This window comes from Kitasatospora sp. NPDC101235, assembly GCF_044767505.1.
Lineage (GTDB): Bacteria > Actinomycetota > Actinomycetes > Streptomycetales > Streptomycetaceae > Kitasatospora.
This window is the reverse complement of record NZ_JBIWNZ010000007.1, coordinates 168,443-193,139: the sequence shown is the minus strand read 5'-3', so window position 1 is coordinate 193,139 and position 24,697 is coordinate 168,443. Positions and strand designations below refer to the sequence as shown.

Annotated in this window: 24 protein-coding genes; 3 read left to right on the top strand and 21 right to left on the bottom strand. The window is 71.5% G+C overall.

What is annotated here, in order from left to right; genetic code table 11:
- Complete coding sequence (locus tag ACIRRH_RS14675; RefSeq protein WP_403066559.1) at positions 1–480, bottom strand: DUF948 domain-containing protein; 480 nt, start codon at positions 478–480, stop codon at positions 1–3.
- A gap of 354 nt (positions 481–834) precedes the next feature.
- Here ACIRRH_RS14675 and ACIRRH_RS14670 point away from each other — a divergent pair, with 354 nt between their 5' ends.
- Positions 835–1,161, top strand: coding sequence for a tetratricopeptide repeat protein (locus tag ACIRRH_RS14670; protein ID WP_403066557.1), 327 nt, complete (start codon positions 835–837; stop codon positions 1,159–1,161).
- 81 nt (positions 1,162–1,242) lie between these two features.
- On the opposite strand, the gene rpsD is transcribed toward ACIRRH_RS14670, so the two are convergent.
- The 7 genes from rpsD to ACIRRH_RS14635 form a co-directional block, all read right to left on the bottom strand.
- Positions 1,243–1,857 carry a 30S ribosomal protein S4 gene (gene rpsD / locus ACIRRH_RS14665; protein ID WP_270148363.1) on the bottom strand — a complete coding sequence of 205 codons (615 nt, stop codon included), beginning with the start codon at positions 1,855–1,857 and terminating at the stop codon, positions 1,243–1,245.
- 312 nt (positions 1,858–2,169) lie between these two features.
- Complete coding sequence (locus ACIRRH_RS14660; protein WP_403066556.1) at positions 2,170–3,612, bottom strand: replication-associated recombination protein A; 1,443 nt, start codon at positions 3,610–3,612, stop codon at positions 2,170–2,172.
- A gap of 54 nt (positions 3,613–3,666) precedes the next feature.
- Positions 3,667–4,485, bottom strand: coding sequence for a polyphosphate kinase 2 (ppk2, locus tag ACIRRH_RS14655; protein ID WP_403066554.1), 819 nt, complete (start codon positions 4,483–4,485; stop codon positions 3,667–3,669).
- Positions 4,486–4,622: 137 nt separating this feature from the next.
- Positions 4,623–5,129, bottom strand: coding sequence for a GNAT family N-acetyltransferase (locus ACIRRH_RS14650; RefSeq protein ID WP_403066552.1), 507 nt, complete (start codon positions 5,127–5,129; stop codon positions 4,623–4,625).
- Between the two features lie 95 nt (positions 5,130–5,224).
- Positions 5,225–7,015 (bottom strand): aspartate--tRNA ligase, encoded by a 1,791-nt coding sequence (gene aspS, locus ACIRRH_RS14645; RefSeq protein ID WP_403066550.1) that lies wholly within the window; start codon positions 7,013–7,015, stop codon positions 5,225–5,227.
- A complete protein-coding gene (gene hisS, locus ACIRRH_RS14640) occupies positions 7,012–8,274 on the bottom strand; it encodes a histidine--tRNA ligase (RefSeq protein ID WP_403066548.1) in 1,263 nt (420 codons plus the stop codon). Before hisS ends, aspS begins: the two co-directional genes overlap by 4 nt.
- Positions 8,275–8,285: 11 nt before the next feature.
- On the bottom strand, positions 8,286–8,993 hold the full coding sequence (locus ACIRRH_RS14635; RefSeq protein ID WP_074002379.1) for an MBL fold metallo-hydrolase: 708 nt from the start codon (positions 8,991–8,993) through the stop codon (positions 8,286–8,288).
- A 249-nt stretch (positions 8,994–9,242) separates the two neighbouring features.
- On the opposite strand from ACIRRH_RS14635, the gene ACIRRH_RS14630 reads away from it, so the two are divergent.
- Positions 9,243–10,091, top strand: coding sequence for a peptidylprolyl isomerase (locus ACIRRH_RS14630; protein ID WP_403066545.1), 849 nt, complete (start codon positions 9,243–9,245; stop codon positions 10,089–10,091).
- 265 nt (positions 10,092–10,356) lie between these two features.
- Positions 10,357–11,586: a DUF349 domain-containing protein gene (locus tag ACIRRH_RS14625; protein WP_403066543.1), complete on the top strand. Its 1,230-nt coding sequence runs from the start codon at positions 10,357–10,359 to the stop codon at positions 11,584–11,586.
- An 85-nt stretch (positions 11,587–11,671) separates the two neighbouring features.
- Here the strand turns inward: ACIRRH_RS14625 and ACIRRH_RS14620 are convergent, their stop codons facing one another.
- The 13 genes from ACIRRH_RS14620 to ACIRRH_RS14560 all read right to left on the bottom strand — a co-directional run bounded on the left by ACIRRH_RS14620 (position 11,672) and on the right by ACIRRH_RS14560 (position 24,610).
- Positions 11,672–14,182 carry a RelA/SpoT family protein gene (locus tag ACIRRH_RS14620; RefSeq protein WP_403066541.1) on the bottom strand — a complete coding sequence of 837 codons (2,511 nt, stop codon included), beginning with the start codon at positions 14,180–14,182 and terminating at the stop codon, positions 11,672–11,674.
- Positions 14,183–14,278: 96 nt separating this feature from the next.
- Positions 14,279–14,830 (bottom strand): adenine phosphoribosyltransferase, encoded by a 552-nt coding sequence (locus tag ACIRRH_RS14615; protein WP_224281760.1) that lies wholly within the window; start codon positions 14,828–14,830, stop codon positions 14,279–14,281.
- 47 nt (positions 14,831–14,877) lie between these two features.
- Positions 14,878–15,972 (bottom strand): protein translocase subunit SecF, encoded by a 1,095-nt coding sequence (gene secF, locus ACIRRH_RS14610; RefSeq protein ID WP_403066539.1) that lies wholly within the window; start codon positions 15,970–15,972, stop codon positions 14,878–14,880.
- A 4-nt stretch (positions 15,973–15,976) separates the two neighbouring features.
- Complete coding sequence (secD, locus tag ACIRRH_RS14605) at positions 15,977–17,800, bottom strand: protein translocase subunit SecD (RefSeq protein ID WP_403066537.1); 1,824 nt, start codon at positions 17,798–17,800, stop codon at positions 15,977–15,979.
- Between the two features lie 147 nt (positions 17,801–17,947).
- A complete protein-coding gene (yajC, locus tag ACIRRH_RS14600) occupies positions 17,948–18,349 on the bottom strand; it encodes a preprotein translocase subunit YajC (RefSeq protein ID WP_224278745.1) in 402 nt (133 codons plus the stop codon).
- A gap of 261 nt (positions 18,350–18,610) precedes the next feature.
- Positions 18,611–19,681 (bottom strand): Holliday junction branch migration DNA helicase RuvB, encoded by a 1,071-nt coding sequence (gene ruvB, locus ACIRRH_RS14595; RefSeq protein WP_403066534.1) that lies wholly within the window; start codon positions 19,679–19,681, stop codon positions 18,611–18,613.
- Between the two features lie 53 nt (positions 19,682–19,734).
- Positions 19,735–20,346 carry a Holliday junction branch migration protein RuvA gene (gene ruvA / locus ACIRRH_RS14590; RefSeq protein ID WP_403066532.1) on the bottom strand — a complete coding sequence of 204 codons (612 nt, stop codon included), beginning with the start codon at positions 20,344–20,346 and terminating at the stop codon, positions 19,735–19,737.
- The gene (ruvC, locus tag ACIRRH_RS14585) at positions 20,343–20,897 is read right to left on the bottom strand and encodes a crossover junction endodeoxyribonuclease RuvC (protein WP_403066530.1); all 555 of its coding nucleotides are present in this window, start codon (positions 20,895–20,897) and stop codon (positions 20,343–20,345) included. The genes ruvA and ruvC overlap by 4 nt, the downstream gene beginning before the upstream one ends.
- A 153-nt stretch (positions 20,898–21,050) precedes the next feature.
- On the bottom strand, positions 21,051–21,809 hold the full coding sequence (locus ACIRRH_RS14580; RefSeq protein ID WP_049651428.1) for a YebC/PmpR family DNA-binding transcriptional regulator: 759 nt from the start codon (positions 21,807–21,809) through the stop codon (positions 21,051–21,053).
- Positions 21,810–21,908: 99 nt separating this feature from the next.
- Complete coding sequence (pdxT, locus tag ACIRRH_RS14575) at positions 21,909–22,532, bottom strand: pyridoxal 5'-phosphate synthase glutaminase subunit PdxT (RefSeq protein ID WP_403066528.1); 624 nt, start codon at positions 22,530–22,532, stop codon at positions 21,909–21,911.
- Positions 22,533–22,625: 93 nt separating this feature from the next.
- Positions 22,626–23,537, bottom strand: coding sequence for a pyridoxal 5'-phosphate synthase lyase subunit PdxS (pdxS, locus tag ACIRRH_RS14570; protein WP_030286348.1), 912 nt, complete (start codon positions 23,535–23,537; stop codon positions 22,626–22,628).
- 129 nt (positions 23,538–23,666) lie between these two features.
- On the bottom strand, positions 23,667–24,167 hold the full coding sequence (locus ACIRRH_RS14565) for a hypothetical protein (RefSeq protein ID WP_359825351.1): 501 nt from the start codon (positions 24,165–24,167) through the stop codon (positions 23,667–23,669).
- 74 nt (positions 24,168–24,241) lie between these two features.
- A complete protein-coding gene (locus tag ACIRRH_RS14560) occupies positions 24,242–24,610 on the bottom strand; it encodes a 5-carboxymethyl-2-hydroxymuconate Delta-isomerase (RefSeq protein WP_403066526.1) in 369 nt (122 codons plus the stop codon).
- Positions 24,611–24,697 lie beyond the last annotated feature (87 nt).

The following is a 24,697-nucleotide window of genomic DNA, read 5'->3' as shown; positions in this document are numbered from 1 at the left end:
TCAGCCCCTCACCGCGCGCCGGACCCGGGAGAACAGGCCGCTCCTGGGCGCGGTCGCGGCGCGCACCTCGGCCCGGACCAGCCGGGCCAGCTCCTCGCGCTCGCCGGCCTGTGACGGCACCGGCGGCAGGCCGCCCTGCTGCCGGGCGACGGCCTTGCGCACGCCGTAGCTGAACGCCGCGACCTTCACCAGCGGTCCGCCCAGGGTGGCGGCCACGGTGGAGGAGAGCGCGTTGGCGTTGGCGGCGGCGTCCTGCACGTTGGCGGTGATCTCGTCCACCCGCTCCAGCTGCTCGTTGGCGCTGCGCACGGCGGCGCCCGCGTCGGTCAGCAGCGGCACGGCCTGATCGGTGACCGCGGAGACCAGGACGGCGGCCTCCTTGAGCACCCGGGAGAGGCGGACCAGCACCACGGCGAGCAGGGTGACCAGGACCGCCCAGAACACGGCGACGAGCAATCCGGCCAGCTCTCCCACGGACACCTTTGCGCGCTCCCTCGCCTTGCAGCTCTTCAGAGGGAACCCTATCGCGCCCACGCCCGGTTTCCGGACCGGGTTCTTTCCCCGGCGATCCGGTCGGGTGTGCGATCCGCGCGCGCAACCTACCGGCCGGTCACCTCGTTCTGCCTGGCAGAACGTCGCCCGTACGGCCCGACGCACGTCCGGACCGCGACGGTCCGGCCCGGAACACGGGGTGCAGCCTTCGGCCGGGGACCGGACGGCACAGCCCGGGGAGCCCGGGTCCGGGTGCGGCCGGGGCCGGGGCCGGGGCCGGTCCGGAATAGTTGGAACTTGCCGATTGCTTGAGGAGGCAAGGAACCGCCCGGAAGGAGCATCATGGCCGTCCACAACGCCGCCAACGAGTACCGCATGGCGAAGTTCTACTTCGATTCCAAGGCGTACACCGACGCGGCCCGCATGCTCGAAGGCGTGCTGGCCGAGGAGCCGGCCAACCTCTCCGTCCGGCTGCTGCTGGCCCGCAGCTACTACCACTCCGCCCAGCTCGGCCGCGCCGAGGCCGAGCTGCTGCGGATCCTGGAGGCCGACCCGGCCGAGGACTACGCCCGGCTGATGCTCGGCCGCACCCTGGAGCGCCAGGGCCGCGCCGAGGAGGCCCGCCCGCACCTGCGGCTGGCCGCCGCGATGACCGGCGAGAGCCTGTAGCAGCGGAGAAAAGGGGCGAGCCCCCGCCGCCTCGAAAGGCGGCGGGGGCTCGCTCGTGGTGTCGCGAAGAGCGGAACCGGGTCAGCGCGAGTAGTACTCGACAACCAGCTGCTCGTCACAGATCACCGGGACCTCCTTGCGCTGCGGCGCACGGTCCAGGCGGAAGGCCAGGGCCTTCAGGTTGACCTCGAGGTACTTCGGGGTCTGGCCCTCACCCGCGTAGCCACCCTCACGGGCGACCTGGAAGGGGACCTTCTCCTTGCTGCGCTCGCGGACGGTCACCACGTAGCCCGGCTTCATCTGGAACGACGGCTTGTTGACCTTGCCACCGTTGACCTCGATGTGGCCGTGGACGACCATCTGGCGGGCCTGGTAGATGGTCCGGGCGATGCCCGAACGCAGCACCAGCGAGTCCAGACGGGTCTCCAGCTCGGCGACGAGCGCCTCACCGGTCTTGCCCTCGGCCTTCTTGGCGCGGTCGAACGCGCGCGACAGCTGCTTCTCGCTCAGGTCGTACTGGGCGCGAAGACGCTGCTTCTCGAGCAGACGGACCTTGTAGTCCGAGTTCTGCTTGCGGCCACGGCCGTGCTGGCCGGGCGGGTACGGGCGGGCCTCGAAGTACTTGACGGACTTCGGGGTCAGCGGCACACCGAGCGCGCGCGCGATCTTGACCTTGGGACGCTTCTGGTTCGCCATGAACCAAACCTTCCTTGCTTACGAATACGGCTTCACCAGGTGTTGACGGAGGTCGCATGTCGCGACCCGGAGAAAACCCCGCCACCTGCGCGATGGGGTCAGCCGCTCTCCGGAGCCGGGCACGGAAGTGCTGGTCACACGGACCGGCCCAGAAACCTGGGCCGCCCGCGACACCGATGACGGTGCGCGACGCTCCTGGTGCGGGCCTCCCGGAGGAGGCCTACCGCCGATGTCCCGCTGGTGCGGCCGGTCGGTGGGGTCTCCCCCGCCGCCGTCCCGAGACATGGCACTTCGACGAAGTATACCGGTGGATCACTCGCCCTTTTCCCCGGGCTGCTGCTCGGTCCTCTGCTCCGGCTTCTCCGGCGCCTTCCCGGTCTTCTTCTCGGCCTTCCTCTCCATCCTGCGCTCCCCTCGCAGCCGCCCGCGCGTCCACTCCACCACGTCCGCGTACCGGGCCTCGCCGCCGCGCCTGGTCGGCTGGTAGTACTCCTTGCCGTGCACCGCGTCCGGCGCGTACTGCTGGGCGGCGATGCCCTCCGGCAGGTCGTGCGGGTACCGGTAGCCCTTGCCGTGGCCGAGCTTGCCCGCGCCGCCGTAGTGCGCGTCCCGCAGGTGGGACGGGACCGCGCCCGCCAGGCCCTGCCGGACGTCCGCCAGCGCCGCGTCGATCGCCAGGTAGGCGGCGTTGGACTTGGGTGCCAGGGCCAGTGCGATGGCCGCCTGGGAGAGGATGATCCGGGCCTCCGGGAAGCCGATCAGGGCCACCGCCTGGGCCGCTGCCACCGCCGTCTGCAGGGCCGTCGGATCCGCCAGGCCGACGTCCTCGCTGGCCGAGATCATCAGCCGGCGGGCGATGAAGCGCGGGTCCTCCCCCGCCTCGATCATCCGGGCCAGGTAGTGCAGGGTGGCGTCCACGTCGCTGCCGCGGATCGACTTGATCAGCGCGCTCGCCACGTCGTAGTGCTGGTCGCCGTCCTTGTCGTAGCGCACCGCCGCGTGGTTGACCGCCGTCTCGGTGGTGGCCAGCGTGATGCTGGACTCACCCTTCTCCAGCGCCGCCCCGGCCGCCGCCTCCAGTGTGGTGAGCGCCCGCCGGGCGTCCCCGCCGGCCAGCCGCACCAGATGGTCCTCGGCCTCCGCGGACAGCTCCAGCGCGCCCTCCAGACCGCGCTCGTCGGTCACCGCGCGGCGCAGCAGCGCCCGGATGTCCTCGTCGGTCAGCGACTCCAGGGTGAGCAGCAGCGAGCGGGACAGCAGCGGGGAGATCACCGAGAAGTACGGGTTCTCCGTGGTCGCCGCGATCAGGGTGACCCAGCGGTTCTCCACGGCCGGCAGCAGTGAGTCCTGCTGGGCCTTGGAGAAGCGGTGGATCTCGTCCAGGAAGAGCACCGTCTCCCGGCCGGACATCCCGACCGCCCGCCGGGCGCCGTCGATCACCGCCCGGACCTCCTTGACCCCGGCGGTGATCGCGGACAGCTCCACGAAGCGGCCCTCGACCGCCTGGCTGATCACGTGCGCCAGGGTGGTCTTGCCGGTGCCGGGCGGCCCCCAGAGGATCACCGAGCTGGTCGCCGCCGGACCGCGCGAGCCCCCGACCAGCCGGCGCAGCGGCGAGCCGGGCTTCAGCAGCTGCCGCTGCCCGGCCACCTCGTCCAGGGTGCGCGGACGCATCCGTACGGCCAGCGGCGCCCGGCCGGGCTCCCTGGTCTGGCGTTCCTCGGCTGCGGCGGTGAAGAGGTCCGGTTCGTCCACACCGGAAGCCTATGCGAGGCCCCGGACAGCCCGCCAAGACCCACGGGAAGCGCCCTACTCCAGCCCGACGGCGTGGTCCGGGACGTACTTCTGCAGGTCGCGCGGGGGCCGCTGGTAGCCGCGCGAGGCCGGGCGGGGCGGCAGTTTGATCTGCGGCGCCTCGATCTCCTGGTACGGCACGGTGGACAGCAGGTGGGCGATCATGTTGATCCGGGCCCGGCGCTTGTCGTCGCTCTCCACCACGTGCCAGGGCGAGTCCGGGATGTCGGTGTGGATGAACATCTCGTCCTTGGCCCGCGAGTAGTCCTCCCAGCGGGTGATCGACTCGACGTCCATCGGGGACAGCTTCCAGCGCTTCATCGGGTCCTCCAGCCGGTCCCGGAACCGCCGTTCCTGCTCGGTGTCGCTCACCGAGAACCAGTACTTGCGCAGCAGGATGCCCGCCTCGATCAGCATCCGCTCGAAGGTCGGGCACTGGTGCAGGAACTGCCAGTACTCCTCGTCGGTGCAGAAGCCCATCACCCGCTCGACCCCGGCGCGGTTGTACCAGCTGCGGTCGAACAGCACGATCTCCCCGGCCGCCGGCAGGTGCTCGACGTACCGCTGGAAGTACCACTGGGTCTTCTGCCGCTCGGTCGGCGTGGGCAGCGCCGCGACCCGGGCGATGCGCGGGTTCAGGTACTCCGTCACCCGCTTGATCGCTCCGCCCTTGCCCGCGGCGTCACGTCCCTCGAAGACCACCACCAGCCGGGCTCCCTCGGCCCGCACCCACTCCTGGAGCTTCACCAGCTCCTGCTGCAGCCGCAGTAGCTCCCGCTCGTACGACCTCCTCGCCAACTGCTTCGGCTTCGCGGTCCGCTGCTCCTGCGCCACCCTCTGATCCTCCGTCCGACTGATGCTGATGCACACTCACCGTAGGCGCAGCACGGCGAACTCGCAGGTCGGAGCGGGCGGATCGGAAAGGAGCGGGTCGAGACCGCGGTCGGAACCGAGCGGGACGGACGTCGGCCCTAGACCGCGACGAAGGGCTCGGGGTAGCGGCAGAGCCCGCGCGGGCCGCCGTCGTACGCCGCCAGCGGCAGCGCCTGGAAGTACGCCTCCGGCACCTCGAACGGGCCGGTGACCGCGTGCCGCCCGGCCGGCGCGAAGCCGAACCGCGCGTAGTACTCCGGGTCGCCGAGGACGACCACGAGCTTCTCGCCCGCCTCCTCGGCCGCCGCCAGCGCGGCCCGGACGACCAGCTCGCCGACGCCCCGGCGCTGCCACTCGGGCGCCACCGCGACCGGCGCGAGCGCCAGCCCCTTGCCACCGCCGACCCGCAGCCGGGTCAGCAGCGCGTGCCCGATCACCAGCCCCGCCTCGTCGACCGCCACCACGGACAGGCCGGGCAGCCAGGCCGGGTCGCGGCGCAGCGCGTCCACCAGGTCCGCCTCGTCCGGGCCGGGGAACGCGGCCATGTGGACGCGTCTGGTCGCCGGGGCGTCCTGCGGACATTCGACTCTCGTTGTGACCTTCATGAGTCAACCCTCCCTGTGTCACACACCGTTGTGGACCGGCCCCGGACGGCAGGTGGGCCGTCCGGGGCCGTTGCAGGTTAGCGAATGACGCGGTGTCAGGACTTGGGCTGAGCCTCGCCCTTGGCGTCCTCGCGGACCTTCGGCTGGGCGTCCACGCCGGCCTCGCGGCGCTGCGCCGGGGTGATCGGGGTCGGGGCGCCGGTCAGCGGGTCGCCGCCGGTGGACGTCTTCGGGAAGGCGATGACGTCCCGGATGGTGTCGTACCCGCCCAGCAGGGTGACGATCCGGTCCAGGCCGAAGGCGACACCGCCGTGCGGCGGCGGGCCGTAGTTGAAGGCGTCCAGCAGGAAGCCGAACTGCGAGGCCGCCTCCTCCTCGGAGAGGCCGATCGCGTCGAACGCCCGCTTCTGCACGTCGCGCTGGTGGATACGGATCGAACCGCCGCCCAGCTCCGAGCCGTTGAGGACCAGGTCGTAGGCGTTGGACAGCGCCGAGCCCGGGTCGGTGTCGAAGGTGGCCAGCGACTCCGCGGTCGGGGCGGTGAACGGGTGGTGCACCGCGTGCCAGCCCTGGAACTGGCCCTTGTCGTCCTCGATCGGCTCGAACATCGGGAAGTCGACGACCCAGAGGAAGGCCCACTTGGACTCGTCGATCAGCTCGCAGCGGCGGCCGATCTCCAGACGGGCGGCGCCGAGCAGCTCCTGCGAGGCGCGCTCCTTGCCGGCCGCGAAGAAGATCGCGTCGCCGTTCTTGGCGCCCGCGGCGGCGGCGAGGCCGGCCAGGTGCTCCTCGGAGAGGTTCTTGGCGACCGGGCCGCGCAGCTCGCCGGTCTCGGCGTCGATGAGGACGTACGCCAGACCCTTGGCGCCGCGCGCCTTGGCCCAGTCCTGCCAGGCGTCCAGCTGCTTGCGCGGCTGCGAGGCGCCGCCGGGCATGACCACGGCGCCGACGTACGGGGCCTGGAAGACGCGGAAGTCGGTGCCCTTGAAGTACTCGGTCAGGTCGGTGAGTTCCTGGCCGAAGCGGACGTCCGGCTTGTCCGAGCCGTAGCGGCCCATGGCGTCCGCGTAGGTCATCCGCGGCAGCGGGTTGGGGATCTCGTAGCCGTGCACCTCGCGCCAGACGGCACCGACGATCTTCTCGCCGAGGGCCAGGACGTCCTCCTGGTCGACGAACGAGGCCTCGATGTCCAGCTGGGTGAACTCCGGCTGCCGGTCGGCGCGGAAGTCCTCGTCGCGGAAGCAGCGGGCGATCTGGTAGTAGCGCTCCATGCCGGCCACCATCAGCAGCTGCTTGAACAGCTGGGGCGACTGCGGCAGCGCGTACCAGTGGCCGGGCTGGAGGCGGACCGGGACCAGGAAGTCGCGAGCGCCCTCGGGGGTGGAGCGGGTGAGGTACGGCGTCTCGATGTCGAGGAAGTCGTTCTCCTCCATCACCCGGCGGATGATGTTGTTGACCTTCGAGCGCAGCCGCAGGCCCTTGGCCGGGCCCTCGCGGCGCAGGTCCAGGTAGCGGTAGCGCAGCCGGACCTCCTCGTTGACCGTGCCCGGCTCGTACTCGGCGACCGGGAAGGGCAGCGGGGCGGCCTCGGAGAGCACCTCGATCCCGCTGACGACGACCTCGACCGCACCGGTCGGGATGTCCGGGTTCTCGTTGCCCTCGGGGCGGACCCGGACGTCGCCGACGACCTTGACGCAGTACTCGGCGCGCAGGCCGTGCACCGAGTCGAGGTCGCGGACCACGATCTGCACGGTGCCGGAGGCGTCGCGCAGGTCGATGAAGGCGACGCCGCCGTGGTCGCGGCGGCGGGCGACCCAGCCGGCCAGGGTGACGGTGGTGCCTGCGTGCTCCGGGCGGAGCGTGCCCGCGTCGTGCGTGCGGATCACAGCTGCTTCTCCTTCAGGGTGGTGACGAGTGCGTCGAGGGCGACGGGGGTCTGCTCGCCGGTGCTCAGGTCCTTGAGCTGGACAACGCCCTCGGCGAGGTCCCGGTCCCCGGCGATCAGGGCGAAGCGGGCGCCGGACCGGTCGGCGGACTTCATGGCGTTCTTGATGCTCTTGACGCCGAAAGCGAGGTCGGTGGCCACGCCGGCCCGGCGCAGCTCGATCACCTTGGCGAACAGGATGTTCTTGGCCTCCTCGCCGAGCGCGACGGCGTAGACGGAGGTGGCGGCCGGAAGGTCGAGGGTGACGCCCTCGGCCTCCATCGCGAGGTAGGTGCGGTCCACGCCGAGCGCCCAGCCGACGGACGGCAGCGCCGGGCCGCCGATCATCTCGGACAGGCCGTCGTAGCGGCCGCCGCCGCCGATCGCGGACTGGGCGCCGAGGCCGTTGTGCACGAACTCGAAGGTGGTGCGGGTGTAGTAGTCCAGGCCGCGCACCAGCTTGGGGTCGTCCACGAAGGCCACGCCCGCCGCGGTGAGCAGCTCGCGGACCTTCTCGTCGTACGCCTTGCAGTCCTCGCACAGGTAGTCGCGCAGCATCGGGGCGTCGACCAGCTGGGCCTGCACCGCCTCGCGCTTGTCGTCGAGGACGCGCAGCGGGTTGATCTCGGCGCGGCGACGGGTGTCCTCGTCCAGGTCCAGGCCGGCCAGGAACTCGATCAGGGCGGCGCGGTAGACCGGGCGGCACTGCTTGTCGCCGAGGCTGTTGAGCAGCAGCGAGTAGTTCCGCACGCCGAGCGAGCGGAACGCGTCGTCGGCCAGGATGATCAGCTCGGCGTCCAGCGCCGGGTCCTCGGCCCCGATCGCCTCGGCACCGACCTGGGAGAACTGGCGGTAGCGGCCCTTCTGGGCACGCTCGTAGCGGTAGTACGAGGCGGAGTACCAGAGCTTGACCGGCAGGTTGCCCTGCTTGTGCAGGTTGGCCTGGAGGGCGGCGCGCAGCACCGGCGCGGTGCCCTCGGGGCGCAGCGCGAGCTCGTCGCCGCCCTTGGTGGTGAGGGTGTACATCTCCTTGGTGACGATGTCGGTGGACTCGCCGACGCCGCGGGAGAACAGCTTCACGTCCTCGAAGACCGGGGTCTCGACGTATCCGTAACCGGCCCGGCGGGACGGCTCGGAGAGCCGGTCGCGGATCGCCAGGAAGGTCGCGGAGCTCGGGGGCAGCAGGTCGTAGGTGCCCTTGGGGGCGGTGAAGGTGCTCAACTTCTCTTCCGTCACATTCCTCGTCGCGGGAAAGCCGGGGCGCCCGCCGCCCCTGCTGCCTGTCGGAGGTAGGGGTTGGTGGCGCGCTCGCGGCCGATGGTGGTCTGACCGCCGTGGCCGGAGAGGACCACGGTGGAGTCGTCGAGGGGCAGGCACACCCGGGCCAGCGAGTTCATGATCGCCTCGCTGTCCCCGCCCGGGAGGTCGGTACGCCCTATGGAGCCGGCGAACAGCAGGTCGCCCGAGAAGAGCACCGGGGGGAGGTCCTCGGCACCGGGCGTCCGGAAGGTCACCGACCCCCCGGTATGGCCCGGGGCGTGGTCCACGGTGAGCTTCAGGCCGGCCAGCTCCAGCACGCTGCCGTCGGTGAGCTCGCGCACGTCGTCGGGCTCGCCGACGGTGAGCTCGCCCATCAGCTGGGTGCCCAGGGAGCGGCCGAGCGCCTTCTCCGGGTCGGACATCATGTACCGGTCCTCGGGGTGGATCCAGGCCGGGACGCCGCGGGCGCCGCAGACCGGGACCACCGAGGCCACGTGGTCGATGTGGCCGTGGGTGAGCAGCACGGCGACGGGCTTCAGCCGGTGCTCGCGGACCATTTCCTCGACGCCGCGGGCCGCCTGGTGGCCCGGATCGACGATGACGCACTCCTCGCCCGCCGCCGGAGCGACCAGGTAGCAGTTGGTGCCCCAGGCTCCAGCGGGGAATCCGGCGATGAACACGCGCGTCCTTCGGGTGTGCGGCGGTCGGCTTCGGCGGCTGCCGGTGGTGATGCTGCCAGTGGTGATGTAGGTGCAGCCTACCGGCGCCGCGGGTCCGGTTGCGAACCAGACAGGGGTGACGGGGCGCCGCGGCTCGGCAGGTTCACCGCGTTCTTACAGGCCCGGTCCCTACACTTGGCCGCCGAGGGATGCGATGATCCGCTCCGGAATCCATCCACTTTTCCCGCACATCCGTAGGAGACACGGCCGGTGGTCAGCAGCGAACAGCGGCGGCGGCAGCTCGCCCGAGAGAAGTACGAGCGCCAGTTGGAGCGCCGGGTCGCGGCCCAGGCCGCGCGCAGGCGGCGCAACACGATCCTGGGCGCCTCGCTCGCCGTCGTGCTGCTGGCCGGCGGTGGCACCCTGATCGCCACCGGCGCGTTCAGCTCGGACGACAAGGGCGACAAGAAGTCCTCGGCCGCGAAGAGCGCCCAGCCCGTGCCGACCGACGCCGGGGAGCCGACCACCCCGACCCGCAAGCCGGTCGAGGGCTGCACCGCCCCGGCGCCGGGCGCGCCGAACGGCAAGCAGTGGCAGGCCGAGCCGCCCATGACGATCGACCCGAGCGGTTCGTACGCCATGACGCTGGACAGCAACTGCGGCAAGGTGACGATCGCGCTGGACGCGGCCAAGGCCCCGCACACCGTGAACTCCTTCGCCTTCCTGGCCGGCGAGCAGTACTTCGACCACACCAAGTGCCACCGCCTCACCACCGACGGCATCTACGTGCTCCAGTGCGGCGACCCGACGGCCAGCGCGACCGTCCCGGGCGGCTCCGGCGGCCCCGGCTACAAGTTCGCGGACGAGAACCTGACCGGCGCGACCTACCCGGCCGGCACCGTGGCGATGGCCAACTCCGGCCCGGGCACCAACGGCAGCCAGTTCTTCCTGGTCTACAAGGACACCAAGCTGCCGCCGAACTACACCCCCTTCGGCAAGGTCACCGGCGGCCTCGACGTGGTGCAGAAGATCGCCGCCGCGGGCACCCTGGAGGGCTCGTCGGACGGCCACCCGATGGCCGACGTCACCTTCAACTCCGTTACGGTGGCGAAGGGTTGACCGCCTCCGGGGCCGTCCGCGAGGGGCCTGCGCGCCGCTCCCGCACGGCCCCGGACGGAAATCGCCCGGCCCGGATGCGGACAGCACCGGTCCTGGTCGCCTATGTTGGCGTTGTATAGGGTGCCCGGACCCGCCTAGCCGTCACCCTCGGCAGCAAGGCACGGCGGACGGGGACGGCGGACTCTTTCGGTCCGTCGCACATCAACTGTGGACGACGGACGCGCGCCGCCCCGGCGCGGGCGCGACGTCATGTGGAGGACGCGCTATGAGCAGCGACCCGTGGGGCCGTGTGGACGAGCAGGGCACGGTCTACGTCAGGACGGCCGACGGTGAACGCGTCGTCGGTTCCTGGCAGGCCGGCTCGCCCGAGGAGGCCCTCGCCTACTTCGAGCGCAAGTACCAGGGCATCGAGGTGGAGATCGGCCTGCTGGAGAAGCGGGTGCGCACCACCGACCTGGCCGCCAAGGACGCCCAAACCGCGCTGGAGCACCTGCGCGCCCAGGTGGTCGAGGGGCACGCGGTCGGCGACCTGGAGTCCCTGGCGAAGCGGCTGGACACGCTCGCCGGCGAGATCGAGAGCCGGCGCGAGGAGCGCAAGGCCGCCCGCGCCAAGGCCCAGGACGAGGCCCGCGGGGCCAAGGAGGCCCTGGTCGCCGAGGCCGAGCGGCTTGCCGAGTCCACCCAGTGGCGGGAGGCCGGGGACCGGCTGCGCGCCCTGGTGGACACCTGGAAGGGCCTGCCGCGGCTGGACCGCAAGAGTGACGACGAGCTGTGGCACCGCTTCTCGCACGCCCGCTCGGTCTTCTCCAAGCACCGCAAGGCGCACTTCGCCACCCTGGACGCCGAGCGCGACAAGGCCCGGCAGACCAAGGAGGCGCTGGTCGCCGAGGCCGAGGCGCTGTCCTCGTCCACGGAGTGGGGCAGCACCGCGGCCGCCTACCGCGACCTGATGGCGCGCTGGAAGGCCGCCGGCCGGGCCCAGCGGGACATCGAGGACGAGCTGTGGGCGCGGTTCCGCGGCGCCCAGGACGTCTTCTTCCAGGCCCGCTCCGCGGTGTTCAGCGAGCGGGACGCCGAGCAGGTGGCCAACCAGAAGCTCAAGGAGGCGCTGGCCGCCGAGGCCGAGGCGATCCTGCCGATCACCGACCTCAAGGCCGCCAAGGCCGCGCTGCGCGAGGTCAACGAGCGCTGGGAGGCGATCGGGCACGTGCCGCGCGAGGTCCGTCCGAAGCTGGACGGCCGGCTGAACGCGGTCGAGCGGGCCATCCGCGAGGCCGAGGACGCCGAGTGGAAGCGCTCCAACCCGGAGGCCAAGGCCCGCGCGGCCGGCATGGTGGGCCTGTTCCAGGCGAAGGCCGACAAGATCCAGGCCGACCTGGACAAGGCCCGCGCGGCCGGCAACGCCTCCAAGGTGGCCAAGCTGGAGTCCGAGCTGGCCGGCGTGCAGACCCTGCTGGAGCAGGCGCACAAGAGCCAGGATGAGTTCAGCGGCTGACCGCCCTGACGCCCTGAACGACGAAGGCCCCCGGGAGCACTCCCGGGGGCCTTCGTCGCTGCTGCTTTCGGGCAGAGGGCGCCGCCTACTTGCGGGCGGAGGTGACGCGGTAGACGTCGTACACGCCCTCGACGCCGCGCACCGCCTTGAGCACGTGGCCCAGGTGCTTCGGGTCGCCCATCTCGAAGGTGAAGCGGCTCATCGCCACCCGGTCCCGGGAGGTCTGCACCGCAGCCGACAGGATGTTGACGTGCTGGTCGGAGAGCACCCGGGTGACGTCCGAGAGCAGCCGGGAGCGGTCCAGCGCCTCGACCTGGATGGCCACCAGGAAGACCGAGGACTGGGTGGCCGCCCACTCGACGTCGATCATGCGTTCCGGCTGCTGGCTCAGCGCCTCCACGTTGACGCAGTCGGCGCGGTGCACCGAGACGCCGTTGCCGCGGGTCACGAAGCCGACAATCGGGTCGCCCGGCACCGGGGTGCAGCAGCGGGAGAGCTTGACCCAGACGTCCTCGACGCCCTTGACGATCACGCCCGGGTCGCCCTTGGCCCGGCGGCGCACCGCGCGGCGGTTGTCGTGGGTCGGGGTGGCGGTCTCCGCCAGGTCCTCGGTCGCGCCCTCCTCGCCGCCGAGCGCCTGGACCAGCTTCTGCACGATGTTCGGCGCGGCGACGTGGCCCTCGCCGATCGCGGCGTAGAGCGAGGAGATGTCGGGGTAGCGCATCTCGTGGGCCAGGGTGACCAGCGAGTCGCCGGTCAGGATGCGCTGGATCGGCAGGCCCTGCTTGCGCATCGCCCGGACGATCGCCTCCTTGCCGTGCTCGATCGCCTCCTCGCGGCGCTCCTTGGAGAACCAGGCGCGGATCTTGTTGCGGGCGCGCGGCGACTTGACGAAGCCCAGCCAGTCGCGGGACGGACCGGCGTTCTCCGCCTTGGAGGTGAACACCTCGACGGTGTCGCCGTTCTCCAGGGTCGACTCCAGCGGCACCAGCCGCCCGTTGACCCTGGCGCCTATCGTCCGGTAGCCGACCTCGGTGTGCACCGCGAAGGCGAAGTCGACCGGGGTCGCCCCGGCCGGCAGGGCTATCACGTCACCCTTGGGGGTGAAGACGAAGACCTCGTTGCTGGCCAGGTCGAAGCGGAGCGACTCCAGGAACTCGCCCGGGTCGGCGGTCTCCTTCTGCCAGTCCAGCAGCTGCCGCAGCCAGGCCATCTCGTTGACGGCGCCGGCCTTGTCGTCCTTGCGGACCTGGGTCGGGGTGTCGGTGCGGACCTTGGACGCCCCGGCCACCGCGCGCTGCTTGTACTTCCAGTGCGCGGCGATGCCGTACTCGGCCCGCCGGTGCATGTCGAAGGTGCGGATCTGCAGCTCGACCGGCTTGCCCCCGGGACCGATCACCGTGGTGTGCAGCGACTGGTACATGTTGAACTTGGGCATCGCGATGTAGTCCTTGAACCGCCCCGGCACCGGGTTCCACCGCGCGTGGATGGTGCCCAGTGCCGCGTAACAGTCGCGGACGGTGTCGACCAGGACCCGGATGCCCACCAGGTCGTAGATCTCGGCGAAGTCCCGGCCCCGGACGATCATCTTCTGGTAGACCGAGTAGTAGTGCTTCGGCCGGCCGGTGACGGAGGCGGTGATCCGGGCGCCGCGCAGGTCCGCCTGGACCTGGTCGATGACGGTCGCCAGGTACTCGTCCCGCTTGGGGGCGCGCTCGGCGACCAGCCGGACGATCTCGTCGTACATCTTGGGGTAGAGGATCGCGAAGGCGAGGTCCTCCAGCTCCCACTTGATGGTGTTCATGCCCAGCCGGTGCGCCAGCGGGGCGTAGATCTCCAGCGTCTCGCGGGCCTTCTTCTCCTGCTTCTCCCGCTTGAGGTAGCGCATCGTGCGCATGTTGTGCAGGCGGTCGGCCAGCTTGATCACCAGGACCCGCGGGTCCTTGGCCATCGCCACGACCATCTTGCGGACGGTCTCGGCCTGCGCGGCCTCGCCGAACTTGACCCGGTCCAGCTTGGTGACGCCGTCCACCAGCAGCGCCACCGAGTCGCCGAACTCCTTGCGCAGGGTCTCCAGGCCGTAGTCGGTGTCCTCGACGGTGTCGTGCAGCAGCCCGGCCATCAGGGTCGGGGCGTCCATCCCGAGCTCGGCCAGGATCGTCGCGACGGCCAGCGGGTGGGTGATGTACGGGTCGCCGCTCTTGCGCTTCTGCCCGCGGTGCCACTTCTCGGCCACCGCGTAGGCGCGCTCGATGTCGCGCAGCAGTGCCGGGTCGGCCTTGGGGTCGTTGGCCCGGATCGAGCGGAACAGCGGCTCCAGGACGGGGTTGAGCACGCTGGAGCGCTGGCCGCCCAGGCGGGCCAGCCGGGCCCGCATGCCGCCGGTGGAGCCGCGGCCGGAGGGGCCGAGCGAGCGCGAGGAGGTCGGCGCCGGGCGTGCCGGGGTGGCCCCCGAGGGCGTGGGACGGTTTTCGGGGGTGGCCGCTGCGGCCGTGGGCACAACCTCGTCGGGCAAGGACAACTCCTCGGGGCACCGGGGCCGACCCCTGCCGAGGCCCGAACGGTCGGGAACAACCGGGAGGGGATGAATCTTCATGGTACCGAGCCGGGCGCCGGGGTGTTCATCCGGCCGGGCCAGGAAACAGCAGGACGGCGGTCGGATGTTCCGACCGCCGTCCTCCTGACAGATCCCTCAGATCGTGACCAGCGTCTCCAGCGGAGCGCCGTCGAGGTGCCCGGCCAGCCGCTCGCGGCCGTCCAGGAAGCCCAGCTCCATCAGCACCACGACGCCCACCAGCTGGGCCCCGGCCTCCTTCACCAGGTCCAGCGAGGCGCCGATGGTGCCACCGGTGGCCAGCACGTCGTCCACCACCAGCACCCGCTCACCGGGCGCGAAGGCGTCGCACTGCACCTCCAGCGTCGCCGAGCCGTACTCCAGCTCGTACGAGCGCCGGAACACCTCGCCGGGCAGCTTGCCCTGCTTGCGGATCGGCACGAAGCCGAGCCCGGCCGCGAAGGCCGCCGGGGCCGCCAGCACGAAGCCGCGCGCCTCCAGGCCCACCACCTTGGTCGCACCGAGCTCCGCGGCCCGGTCCGCCAGCGCCCGGGTGAGGGCGCCGAAGGCCTCGGCGTCGGCGAGCAGCGGCGCGATGTCCTTGAACAGCACACCCGGCTTCGGGTAGTCCGGGACGTCCCGGATCCGGCTGTTCAGCAGCTCGGCCAGTGCGGTGTCGGCGGTGGTCACGGTTCAGTCCTTAACGGTCCGGTGGGGCCTCGGCGTCGTGGCCGGGGTCAGCGCTTGGTGGACGGACGGCCCTTGGCACGGGTGGTGCCGGCCGACCGGCCGCGCTGTCCGACCATACCCGCAGGCTGCTCCTCGCCCGTCGGCCCCTCGTCCACCGCGACGGCGTCCGCGGCCTCGGCCTTGGCGGCCCGGTGCTGCAGGACCCGCTTGCGCAGCGCCTTCATCTCCGGCTGCTCCTCCTTGAGCTGCGCCAGCAGCGGGGTGGCGACGCAGATCGAGGAGTAGGCACCGGCCGCGAGGCCGATGAACAGCGCGAGCGAGATGTCGTTCAGGGTGCCGGCGCCCAGGATGCCGCCACCGATGAACAGCAGCGCGGCGACCGGCAGCAGCGCCACCACGGTGGTGTTGAGCGAGCGCACCAGGGTCTGGTTGAGGCCCGCGTTGGCCGCCTCGCTGTAGGTGAGCTTGTTCTGCTTGGTGATCCCCTTGGTGTTCTCCTTCACGGTGTCGAAGACGACGACCGTGTCGTAGAGCGAGTAACCGAGGATGGTCAGGAAGCCGATCACCGTACCCGGGGTGACCTCGAAGCCCACCAGGGCGTACACGCCGATGGTGATCAGGAGGTCGTGGATGAGGGCGACCAGGGCGGACACCGCCATCCGCCACTCGAAGGCGATCGCCAGGTAGACCGTCACCAGGATCATGAAGACGATCAGACCGGTGAGCGCCTTCTGGGAGATCTGCTTGCCCCAGCTGGGGCCGATCACCTGGGCCTCGACGGTGTCCAGCGGCACACCGAACTTCTGCGAGAGCTCGGAGCGGACCTGGTCCGAGCTCTTCGGCTCCTCGGTGCTGACCTGGATGCGGATCTTGCCGTTGTCGGTCGACTGGACCAGCGGGTGCTCGGAGACGACCCCGTTCGCCGTGTCCTGCGCCTGGGAGACCGTCAGCCCCGGCTTGGACACGGTGTAGACCGAGCCGCCCTTGAACTCGATGCCCAGGTGCAGGCCCATGGTCAGGCCGATCGCCGCGACCAGCACGATCACGCCGGAGATGGAGTACCAGAGCTTGCGGCGACCGACGAAGTCGAAGCTGACTTCGCCCTGGTAGAGCCGGTGGCCCAGGTTGGAGAAGCGTGACACGGTGTCAGGCCTCCTTCACGGCGGCAGAGGAGGGGCTACGGCGACGGCTGCTGCGCAGCGGCGGGCGGGCGCCCAGCCGCTTCGGGTCCAGGCCGGACCACGGGTGACCGTTCAGGAAGAACTTCCGGCGGGCCAGCAGCGTGATCAGCGGCTTGGTGAAGAGGAAGATCACCACGACGTCGAGCGCGGTGGTCAGACCCAGGGTGAACGCGAAGCCCTGGACCTTGCCGACCGAGACCACGTAGAGCACGGCGGCACAGAGGAAGGACACGAAGTCCGAGACCAGGATGGTGCGCCGGGCGCGCGGCCAGGCCCGCTGGACCGCCGGGCGCAGCGGGGCACCCTCGCGGACCTCGTCGCGGATGCGCTCGAAGTAGACGATGAAGGAGTCGGCGGTGATACCGATCGCGACGATCGCACCGCAGACCGCCGGCAGGTTCAGCGCGAAGCCGATCGCGCTGCCGAGCAGGCTCATGATCGAGTAGGTCAGGGCCGCCGAGACGAGCAGACCGGCGATCGAGACCAGGCCGAGGCCGCGGTAGTAGATCAGCGAGTAGGCGACCACCAGGATCATGCCGATCGCGCCGGCGACCAGACCGGCCTTGAGCTGGTCGCTGCCGAGCGCCGGGGAGACGGTGGTGACGTCGCTCTTGCTGAACTCCAGCGGCAGGGCGCCGTAGCTCAGCACGTTGGCGAGGTCCTGCGCCTCGGCCTGCTTGAACTGGCCGGTGATGACCGCGCTGCCACCCGGGATCGGCCCGTTGACCTGCGGGTGGGAGACGACCTGGTTGTCCAGCACGATGGCGAACTGGTTGGTCGGCGGGGCCTGGGTGGCCAGCTGGCCGGTGACCTTGGCGAAGGCGTCGGTGCCGGCGTTGTCGAACTGGAGCTGGACCTGCCAGCCCGCACCGGTCTGGGTGTCGATGGTGGCCTGGGCCTTGGAGACGTCCGCGCCCTTCACGGCCGCGGGGCCGAGGGCCAGCTTCTCGTAGTAGCCCTTCTCGGCCTTCTGGGAGCAGGCGACGACGGGCTTGTCCTCGGCGCCGGTCTGGGCGGCGCGGACCTCGGGCTTGGAGCAGTCCAGGGCGGCGAACTGTGCGGCCAGCTCCGGCGGCACGGTGCCCTGGGTCATCGCGGCGCTGAGATCGGCGGCCGACGGGGCGGCCGGGGCGCTCGGGGCGCCGGCGGCCGGGGCCGCGCTGCCGGTGGCGGAGGGCGCGGCGCTCGCGGCGCCGGTGGCGGCGGCGGTCGGGCTGGCGCCCTCGGCGGCCAGCGCCTCACTCGCGGCGCGGCCCTGCTTGGTCGCGCTCGCGGTCGCGGACGGGGTGCCGGTCGCGGCACCCGCGGGCGGGGTGGCGCCGGCGGACGGGGCCGCACCCGGGGTGCCGGTGGCGCCCGCGGACGGGGTGTCGGTCGGCGCCGGGGCGGTGATGCCGCTGGGGGCCACGGCCAGGACCGGGCGGAAGAACAGCTCGGCGGTGGTACCCACCTGGTCCGCCGCGTTCTGCTGGTTGCCGCCCTTGGGGATGTTCACGATGATCGTGTCCGAGCCCTGGGTCTGGACCTCCGCCTCGGAGACACCCATCCCGTTGACGCGGCGCTCGATGATCCCGACGGCGATGTCCATGTTGGACTTGTTGAGCGCCTTGGGGTCGGTCGACTTCGCGGTCAGCGTGATGCTGGTGCCGCCGGCGAGATCGATCCCGAGCCGGGGCTTGGTGGTGCCGTTCCCGAACATGAGGGCGACCAGTCCGACGGTGACGACCAGGATGAGGGCCAGCGCCCGCCCTGGGTAGCCGTCGCGCGGGCGCGACTTGGGTGTTGCCACCTTGCTCGTTTCTCCCTGTCCATGCCACTCCCCCGGCCGTACCCCCGGCCGGCGGATGTCGGGACGGGGGTACGGCGGTTGGGCGGCCCTGAGGTCCTGTGGGCTCGCGGCACTGCGCCGCGCGACCGGGCGGGTTGCCCGGCCGTACTACTTGCTCGCGGGAGCCCCGCCCTCGGCATCGCCCTTCTCGGCGCTGTCCTTGGTGAGCGTCAGCGGCTTGTCCTCGACCGGCTCGGCGTCCTCGGCCTCCGGCTCGGGCAGCTCGTCATCGGCGGGGCGGCCGTTGATGATCGCGTCGTACTCCTGGGGCTCCAGGACGGCCGCGATGGCGCTCTTGGTGAAGTGGGTGACCACGCCGGGCGCGATCTCCAGCTCGACGGTCTCCTCGTTGACCGCCTTCACCTGGGCGTACAGGCCACCGATGGTGCGCACCCCCGCCCCGGGCTCCAGCGCGGTCTGCATCTGCTGCATCTGCTGCTGGCGCTTCTTCTGCGACCGGAACATGAGCACGATCGCGATGATCGGGAGGAGAAGGATGATGAGGTTCACTGCAGCCAGGGTCCTTTACGGGCCGCCGGCCGGCGGCCTGTGTGGTATTGGTCGGCCCGTCAGGTGAGAGGGGCGGTCCGGCGGAGTCTAGGCGACCCCGAATCGATCGGACAACGCCAAGCATCGCATCCTGCCGCCGAAAGTGGCGACCTTCCGCCTGCACAGTTTCCCCGGATCTCGCTCCGGACTTCTCCCTGTGCCACCACGGCGGCGCCGGGTGGGAACCGACCCGCCCGAAGTCACCCGTTCAGCCGATGGCGGTCAACTTTCGTCGGCGGGGAACAGCTCCGGCTGCGCCGGAACGCTTCCGCGAGTGGTCTGGACCGGCGGGGTGAGCCCGAGGTGCTGCCACGCGGCCGCGGTAGCGATCCGGCCGCGCGGAGTGCGGGCGAGCAGGCCCTCGCGGACCAGGAAGGGCTCGGCGACCTCCTCGACCGTCTCGGACTCCTCCCCCACGGCGACCGCGAGTGTCGACAAACCGACCGGGCCGCCGCCGAACAGCCGCAGCAGCGCGTCCAGCACCGCGCGGTCCAGCCGGTCCAGGCCACGGGCGTCCACCTCGTAGACGTCCAGCGCCTGGGCGGCGATCTCGGCGGTGACCTGGCCGTCGTGCCGGACCTGGGCGTAGTCGCGGACCCGGCGCAGCAGCCGGTTGGCGATCCGCGGGGTGCCGCGCGAGCGCCCGGCGATCTCGGCCGCGCCGGCCGGGTCTATCTCCACGTCCAGCAGCGCAGCCGAGCGGTGCACCACCCGCTGGAGCTCGGCCGGGGCGTAGAACTCCATGTGCCCGGTGAAACCGAAGCGGTCGCGCAGCGGCGGCGGCAGCAGGCCGGCCCGGGTGGTGGCACCGACCAGGGTGAAGGGCGGCAGCTCCAGGGGGATGGCGGTGGCGCCCGGGCCCTTGCCGACGATCACGTCGACCCGGAAGTCCTCCATCGCCATGTAGAGCATCTCCTCGGCCGGCCGGGACATCCGGTGGATCTCGTCGAGGAAGAGCACCTCGCCCTCGGTGAGCGAGGAGAGGATCGCCGCGAGGTCCCCGGCGTGCTGGATGGCCGGGCCGGAGGTGATCCGGATCGGGGCGCCCAGCTCGGCGGCGATGATCATGGACAGGGTGGTCTTGCCGAGCCCGGGCGGCCCGCTCAGCAGCACGTGGTCGGGCGCGCTGCCGCGCTTGCGGGCGGCCTGGAGCACCAGCGACAGCTGCTCGCGCACCCGCTCCTGGCCGATGAACTCGTCCAGCAGCTTGGGGCGCAGCGCCGCCTCCACCGCCTGGTCCTCACCGTCGGCGGCGGCCGTGACCAGCCGGTCGGTGGGTTCCGGGTCGTACATCGTCGCGGGCTCCAGAGTCTCCAGTGTCGACAAAAGGACAGATCGGCAGATGGTCAGCGGGCGCGGTTGAGGCCGCGCAGGGCGAGCCGGAGCAGGGCGCCGACGTCCGGCGTCGCCTGCGCCTCGGCCTCCGGGGTGACGGCCGCGACCGCATCGTCCGCCTCGCGCGGGGCGTAGCCGAGGCCGGTCAGCGCGGAGTGCAGCTGCTCGCTCCACGGCGCCGGGCCGGCCGCGATCGGCTTCTGCGCGGGGACGGCGCCGTGCGGGGCACCGAGCTTGTCCTTGTACTCCAGCAGCAGCTTGGCCGCCTTGGCCTTCCCGATGCCCGGCACCGCGACCAGCGCCTTCTCGTCGCCGCCGGCGACCGCGGCGCGCAGCGCGTCGGGGCTGTGCACGCCGAGGATCGCCTGCGCCAGCTTGGGGCCGACGCCGGGCGCGGCCTGGAGGATCTCGAACACGGCGCGCTCGTCGTCGTCCGCGAAGCCGAACAGGGTCAGCGAGTCCTCCCGGACCACCAGCGAGGTGGCGAGCCGGGCCGGCTCGCCCAGCCGCAGCCCGGCCAGGGTGTTCGGGGTGCACTGCACGGCCATGCCGACCCCGCCGACCTCGACCACCGCGATCCCGGAGGAGATGGCCGCCACGGGCCCTTGCACGAAGGCGATCATCGGACGGTGCCTTTCAGGGAGGTGGAACGGGGAGTGGCGCGGGCGGCCCGGACGGCGGCCTCCAGCCGGTTGGTCGCCCCGCCGCGCCAGATGTGGCAGATGGCCAGCGCCAGCGCGTCGGCGGCGTCGGCGGGCTTGGGCGGCGCGTCCAGCCGCAGCAGGCGCTGCACCATGGCGGTGACCTGCGCCTTGTCGGCCCGGCCGGAGCCGGTGACGGCGGCCTTGACCTCGCTGGGGGTGTGCAGGGTGACGGGGATGCCGCGCCGGGTGGCGCAGAGCATCGCGACAGCGCTGGCCTGGGCGGTGCCCATCACGGTACGGACGTTGTGCTGGGCGAAGACCCGCTCGACGGCGACCAGGTCGGGCCGGTGCTCGTCGAGCCAGGCCTCGATGCCCTGCTCGACCTGGAGCAGCCGCTGCCCGATCTCGGCGTCGGCGGGGGTGCGCACCACGCCGACCCCGGCCATCCGCAGCGGCCGGCCCGGCGCGCCCTCGACCACGCCGACTCCGCACCTGGTCAGCCCCGGGTCCACGCCCAGTACCCGTACCACTCGCCCCGCCTCTCGTCGATCGCCGCCCGGAGGCGACCTGCGAAGGCTACCGTCCGGGTCCGACAACCCCGCCGACGACACCGGCCCGGTGGTCCAGGGACCACCGGGCCGGGCAGTGAGAACGGTCACTCACCGACGATCACTGGGCAGTGATCACTCGGCGTCGAGCTGCGCGCCGACCTCGTCGGAGATGTCGAAGTTGGCGAAGACGTTCTGCACGTCGTCGCTGTCCTCCAGCGCGTCGATCAGCTTGAGGATCTTGCGGGCGCCGTCGACGTCCAGCTCGACCTGCATGCTGGGGAGGAAGTTGGCCTCGGCCGAGTCGTAGTCGACGCCGGCGTCGACCAGCGCGGTGCGCACGGCGACCATCTTCGAGGCCTCGGAGACGATCTCGAACGAGTCGCCGAGGTCGTTGATCTCCTCCGGCTCCTGGTCCAGGACGACCTCGAACAGCTTGTCCTCGTCCACGCCGTCGGCCTTGGGGACGATGACGACACCCTTGCGGGTGAACAGGTACGACACCGAACCCGGGTCGGCCATCGAGCCGCCGTTGCGGGTCATCGCGACGCGCACGTCGGAGGCGGCGCGGTTGCGGTTGTCGGTGAGGCACTCGATCAGGACCGCGACGCCGTTCGGGCCGTAGCCCTCGTACATGATGGTCTGGTAGTCGGCGCCGCCGGCCTCCAGGCCGCCACCGCGCTTGACGGCGCGGTTGATGTTGTCGATCGGGACCGAGCTCTTCTTCGCCTTCTGGATGGCGTCGTAGAGGGTCGGGTTGCCCGCCGGGTCGGGACCGCCGGTGCGCGCCGCCACCTCGATGTTCTTGATCATCTTGGCGAAGAGCTTGCCGCGCTTGGCGTCGATCACGGCCTTCTTGTGCTTGGTGGTAGCCCACTTAGAGTGGCCGGACATCGCCAGCTCCTTTACGTCGCCAAAGGGAAATGAAACAGATGAGATCTTACCGGTGTCGTCACCGGTGAGGCGCACACGGTCAGCGCGCGGCCGACACGGTCAGTGCGCGGCCTGCGCCAGGTGATCCTCGACCATCCGCACGAAGTACGCGTGCACCCGGTGGTCGCCGGTCAGCTCCGGGTGGAAGGAGGTGGCCAGCAGGTTGCCCTGGCGCACCGCCACGATCCGGCTGTCCGGGCCGTCCGCGGCGGGCAGCTCGGCCAGTACCGTGACGCCCGCACCGACCGACTCGACCCAGGGGGCGCGGATGAAGACGCCGTGCACCGGGGCGTCGTCCAGGCCCGCGAAGTCGATCCCGGACTCGAAGGACTCGTTCTGGCGGCCGAAGGCGTTGCGGCGCACCGTCATGTCGATGCCGCCGACGGTCTCCTGGTCCTCACGGCCGTCCAGGATCTTGTCCGCCAGCATGATCATGCCCGCGCAGGTGCCGTAGACCGGCATCCCGGCGGCGACCCGCTCGCGCAGCGGGTCCATCACGCCGAACAGCAGCGCCAGCTTGGACATGGTGGTGGACTCCCCGCCGGGGATCACCAGCGCGTCGACCTCGGCCAGCTCCTCGGCGCGGCGCACCGGACGGGCGAGCGCGTCGGCCTCGGCCAGCGCCACCAGGTGCTCGCGTACGTCGCCCTGGAGGGCGAGGACGCCGATGACAGGAGTGCTCACGGTCTTCAACCTCAATCGATCGTTACGACGGACTACGTGGAGCGGCCCGCCGCGCACCGAGGCGCTGCGGCGGGCCGGCTCGAAGGACGGCGACTACCAGCCGCGGTTGGCGTAGCGCTCGGTCTCCGGCAGGGTGTCGCAGTTGATGCCGACCATGGCCTCGCCCAGGTTGCGGGAGGCGTCCGCGATGATCTTCGGGTCGTCGAAGAAGGTGGTGGCCTTCACGATGGCGGCGGCGCGCTTGGCCGGGTCGCCCGACTTGAAGATGCCGGAGCCGACGAAGACGCCCTCGGCGCCCAGCTGACGCATCAGCGCGGCGTCGGCCGGGGTGGCCACGCCACCGGCGGAGAACAGCACGACCGGCAGCTTGCCGAGCTCGGCGACCTCCTTGACCAGCTCGTACGGGGCGCGCAGCTCCTTGGCGGCGGCGTACAGCTCGTTGTGGTCCAGGGCGCGCAGGTGGCCGATCTCGTTCTTGATCTGGCGCAGGTGGCGAACGGCCTCGACGACGTTGCCGGTGCCGGCCTCACCCTTCGAGCGGATCATGGCCGCGCCCTCGGCGATGCGGCGCAGGGCCTCGCCCAGGTTGGTGGCGCCACAGACGAAGGGGGTGGTGAAGGCCCACTTGTCCGAGTGGTTGACCTCGTCGGCCGGGGTCAGCACCTCGGACTCGTCGATGTAGTCGACACCCAGCGACTGGAGCACCTGGGCCTCGACGAAGTGACCGATGCGGGACTTGGCCATCACCGGGATGGAGACCGCCTCGATGATCTCCTCGATCATGTTCGGGTCGGACATGCGGGCCACGCCGCCGTCCTTGCGGATGTCCGCCGGAACCCGCTCCAGGGCCATGACGGCCACCGCGCCGGCGTCCTCGGCGATCTTGGCCTGCTCGGCGTTGACCACGTCCATGATCACACCGCCCTTGAGCTGCTCGGCCATGCCGCGCTTGACCCGGGCGGTACCGATCTGCGGCTGGTCTGCGGTGGTGGGGGTGGTGGACACGTGAGACCTCACTCGAAGATGAATCAGTGCTATCGCCCTATGGTAGGCAGACCGGGTGGCCCATACATGCGCCACCAAGTCCAGCCCGGACGACGGGATACGACAAACGGGCCGTATCCGGGGGACACCTTAAGCAGGCGCCCCTTCGGGTGTAAGAGCGGGAGGCGGAGCATCGTCCATCTCGAACGCCAACGGGAACGGCGCCTTCCCCGCAAGTCGGAAGTACCGCACCAACCGGTGCTCGCGCACCGCCCGCGCCGCCCGCACCGCGTCGTTGTGGAACCGTCGGGCCATCGGCACCCGCCGCACCGCGGCCGTCAGATCACGAACCGCGTCCTCGCCCCCCGGCTCGGCCATCAGCGCCGCCACCTGCTCCGGCTCCTCGAACACCGCCCGCAGCGCCAGGCTCAGCTGACTCTCCGCCACCTCGCGCTGCTCGTCCTCGGCCTGCCGGGCCGCGTGCGCCGCGTCCAGCAGCAGCAGCGAGGCCGCCGGATCCAGCAACGACGACGTCGCCAGCTCCATCGCCACCGAGGCCCGCCGGACCAGCTGCGCGTCCAGCGCCGCCCGCGCGGCGTCGATCCGGGCGTGCAGCCGGTCCAACCGACCGGCCGTCCAACTCAGGTACATGCCGAACAGCACCACGGCCACGCCGGCCCAGATCCAGGTAGTCACGGGCCGCTACGTTACCCGGTGTCACCGGTTCAGCCCTGAGCGGTCGCGTTCCGGTAGCTCTCCCGGTCGATGTCCGCGATGTTCACCGCCGTGAACAGCCGGGTGCCCGGCTTCGGCCGGACGTACTGGGCCAGCAGCGCCAGCACGCCCTCGCTCAGCGCCGCCTTCGCCTCCGGCGTGCGGCCCGGGAAGATCTGGAACTCCACGAACACCTGGGTGTCGGCGGCGGCCCCGCTGGTGCCGACCACCAGCACCTCGCTCTGCCGGAACACCGTCTTGCAGGACTCCGGCTTCGCGTCGATCGTCGCCTCCGCCAGCCGGTTGATCGCCAGGCCGAGGCCCCGGCGGTCGAAGGTGCCGGCCAGGTCGGCCGAGTACTCGACGGAGATCTGCGGCATCGTTGCCCCCGTGAATCGCAGTGGTGCGGACGACCGACCCTAACTCCGCCGACACCCGGTGCCGCCGCGGGGTGCCGGACGCAGCCC

Coding starts and splice junctions, on each gene's coding strand:
- ACIRRH_RS14650 (WP_403066552.1), bottom strand. CDS start 5,129: ATGAAGGTCACAACGAGAGTCGAATGTCCGCAGGACGCCCCGGCGACC.
- ACIRRH_RS14620 (WP_403066541.1), bottom strand. CDS start 14,182: ATGAAGATTCATCCCCTCCCGGTTGTTCCCGACCGTTCGGGCCTCGGC.
- ACIRRH_RS14670 (WP_403066557.1), top strand. CDS start 835: ATGGCCGTCCACAACGCCGCCAACGAGTACCGCATGGCGAAGTTCTAC.
- ACIRRH_RS14625 (WP_403066543.1), top strand. CDS start 10,357: ATGAGCAGCGACCCGTGGGGCCGTGTGGACGAGCAGGGCACGGTCTAC.
- ruvA (WP_403066532.1), bottom strand. CDS start 20,346: ATGATCGCCTTCGTGCAAGGGCCCGTGGCGGCCATCTCCTCCGGGATC.
- ACIRRH_RS14565 (WP_359825351.1), bottom strand. CDS start 24,167: ATGTACCTGAGTTGGACGGCCGGTCGGTTGGACCGGCTGCACGCCCGG.
- rpsD (WP_270148363.1), bottom strand. CDS start 1,857: ATGGCGAACCAGAAGCGTCCCAAGGTCAAGATCGCGCGCGCGCTCGGT.
- ruvB (WP_403066534.1), bottom strand. CDS start 19,681: ATGTACGACCCGGAACCCACCGACCGGCTGGTCACGGCCGCCGCCGAC.
- ACIRRH_RS14560 (WP_403066526.1), bottom strand. CDS start 24,610: ATGCCGCAGATCTCCGTCGAGTACTCGGCCGACCTGGCCGGCACCTTC.
- ACIRRH_RS14580 (WP_049651428.1), bottom strand. CDS start 21,809: ATGTCCGGCCACTCTAAGTGGGCTACCACCAAGCACAAGAAGGCCGTG.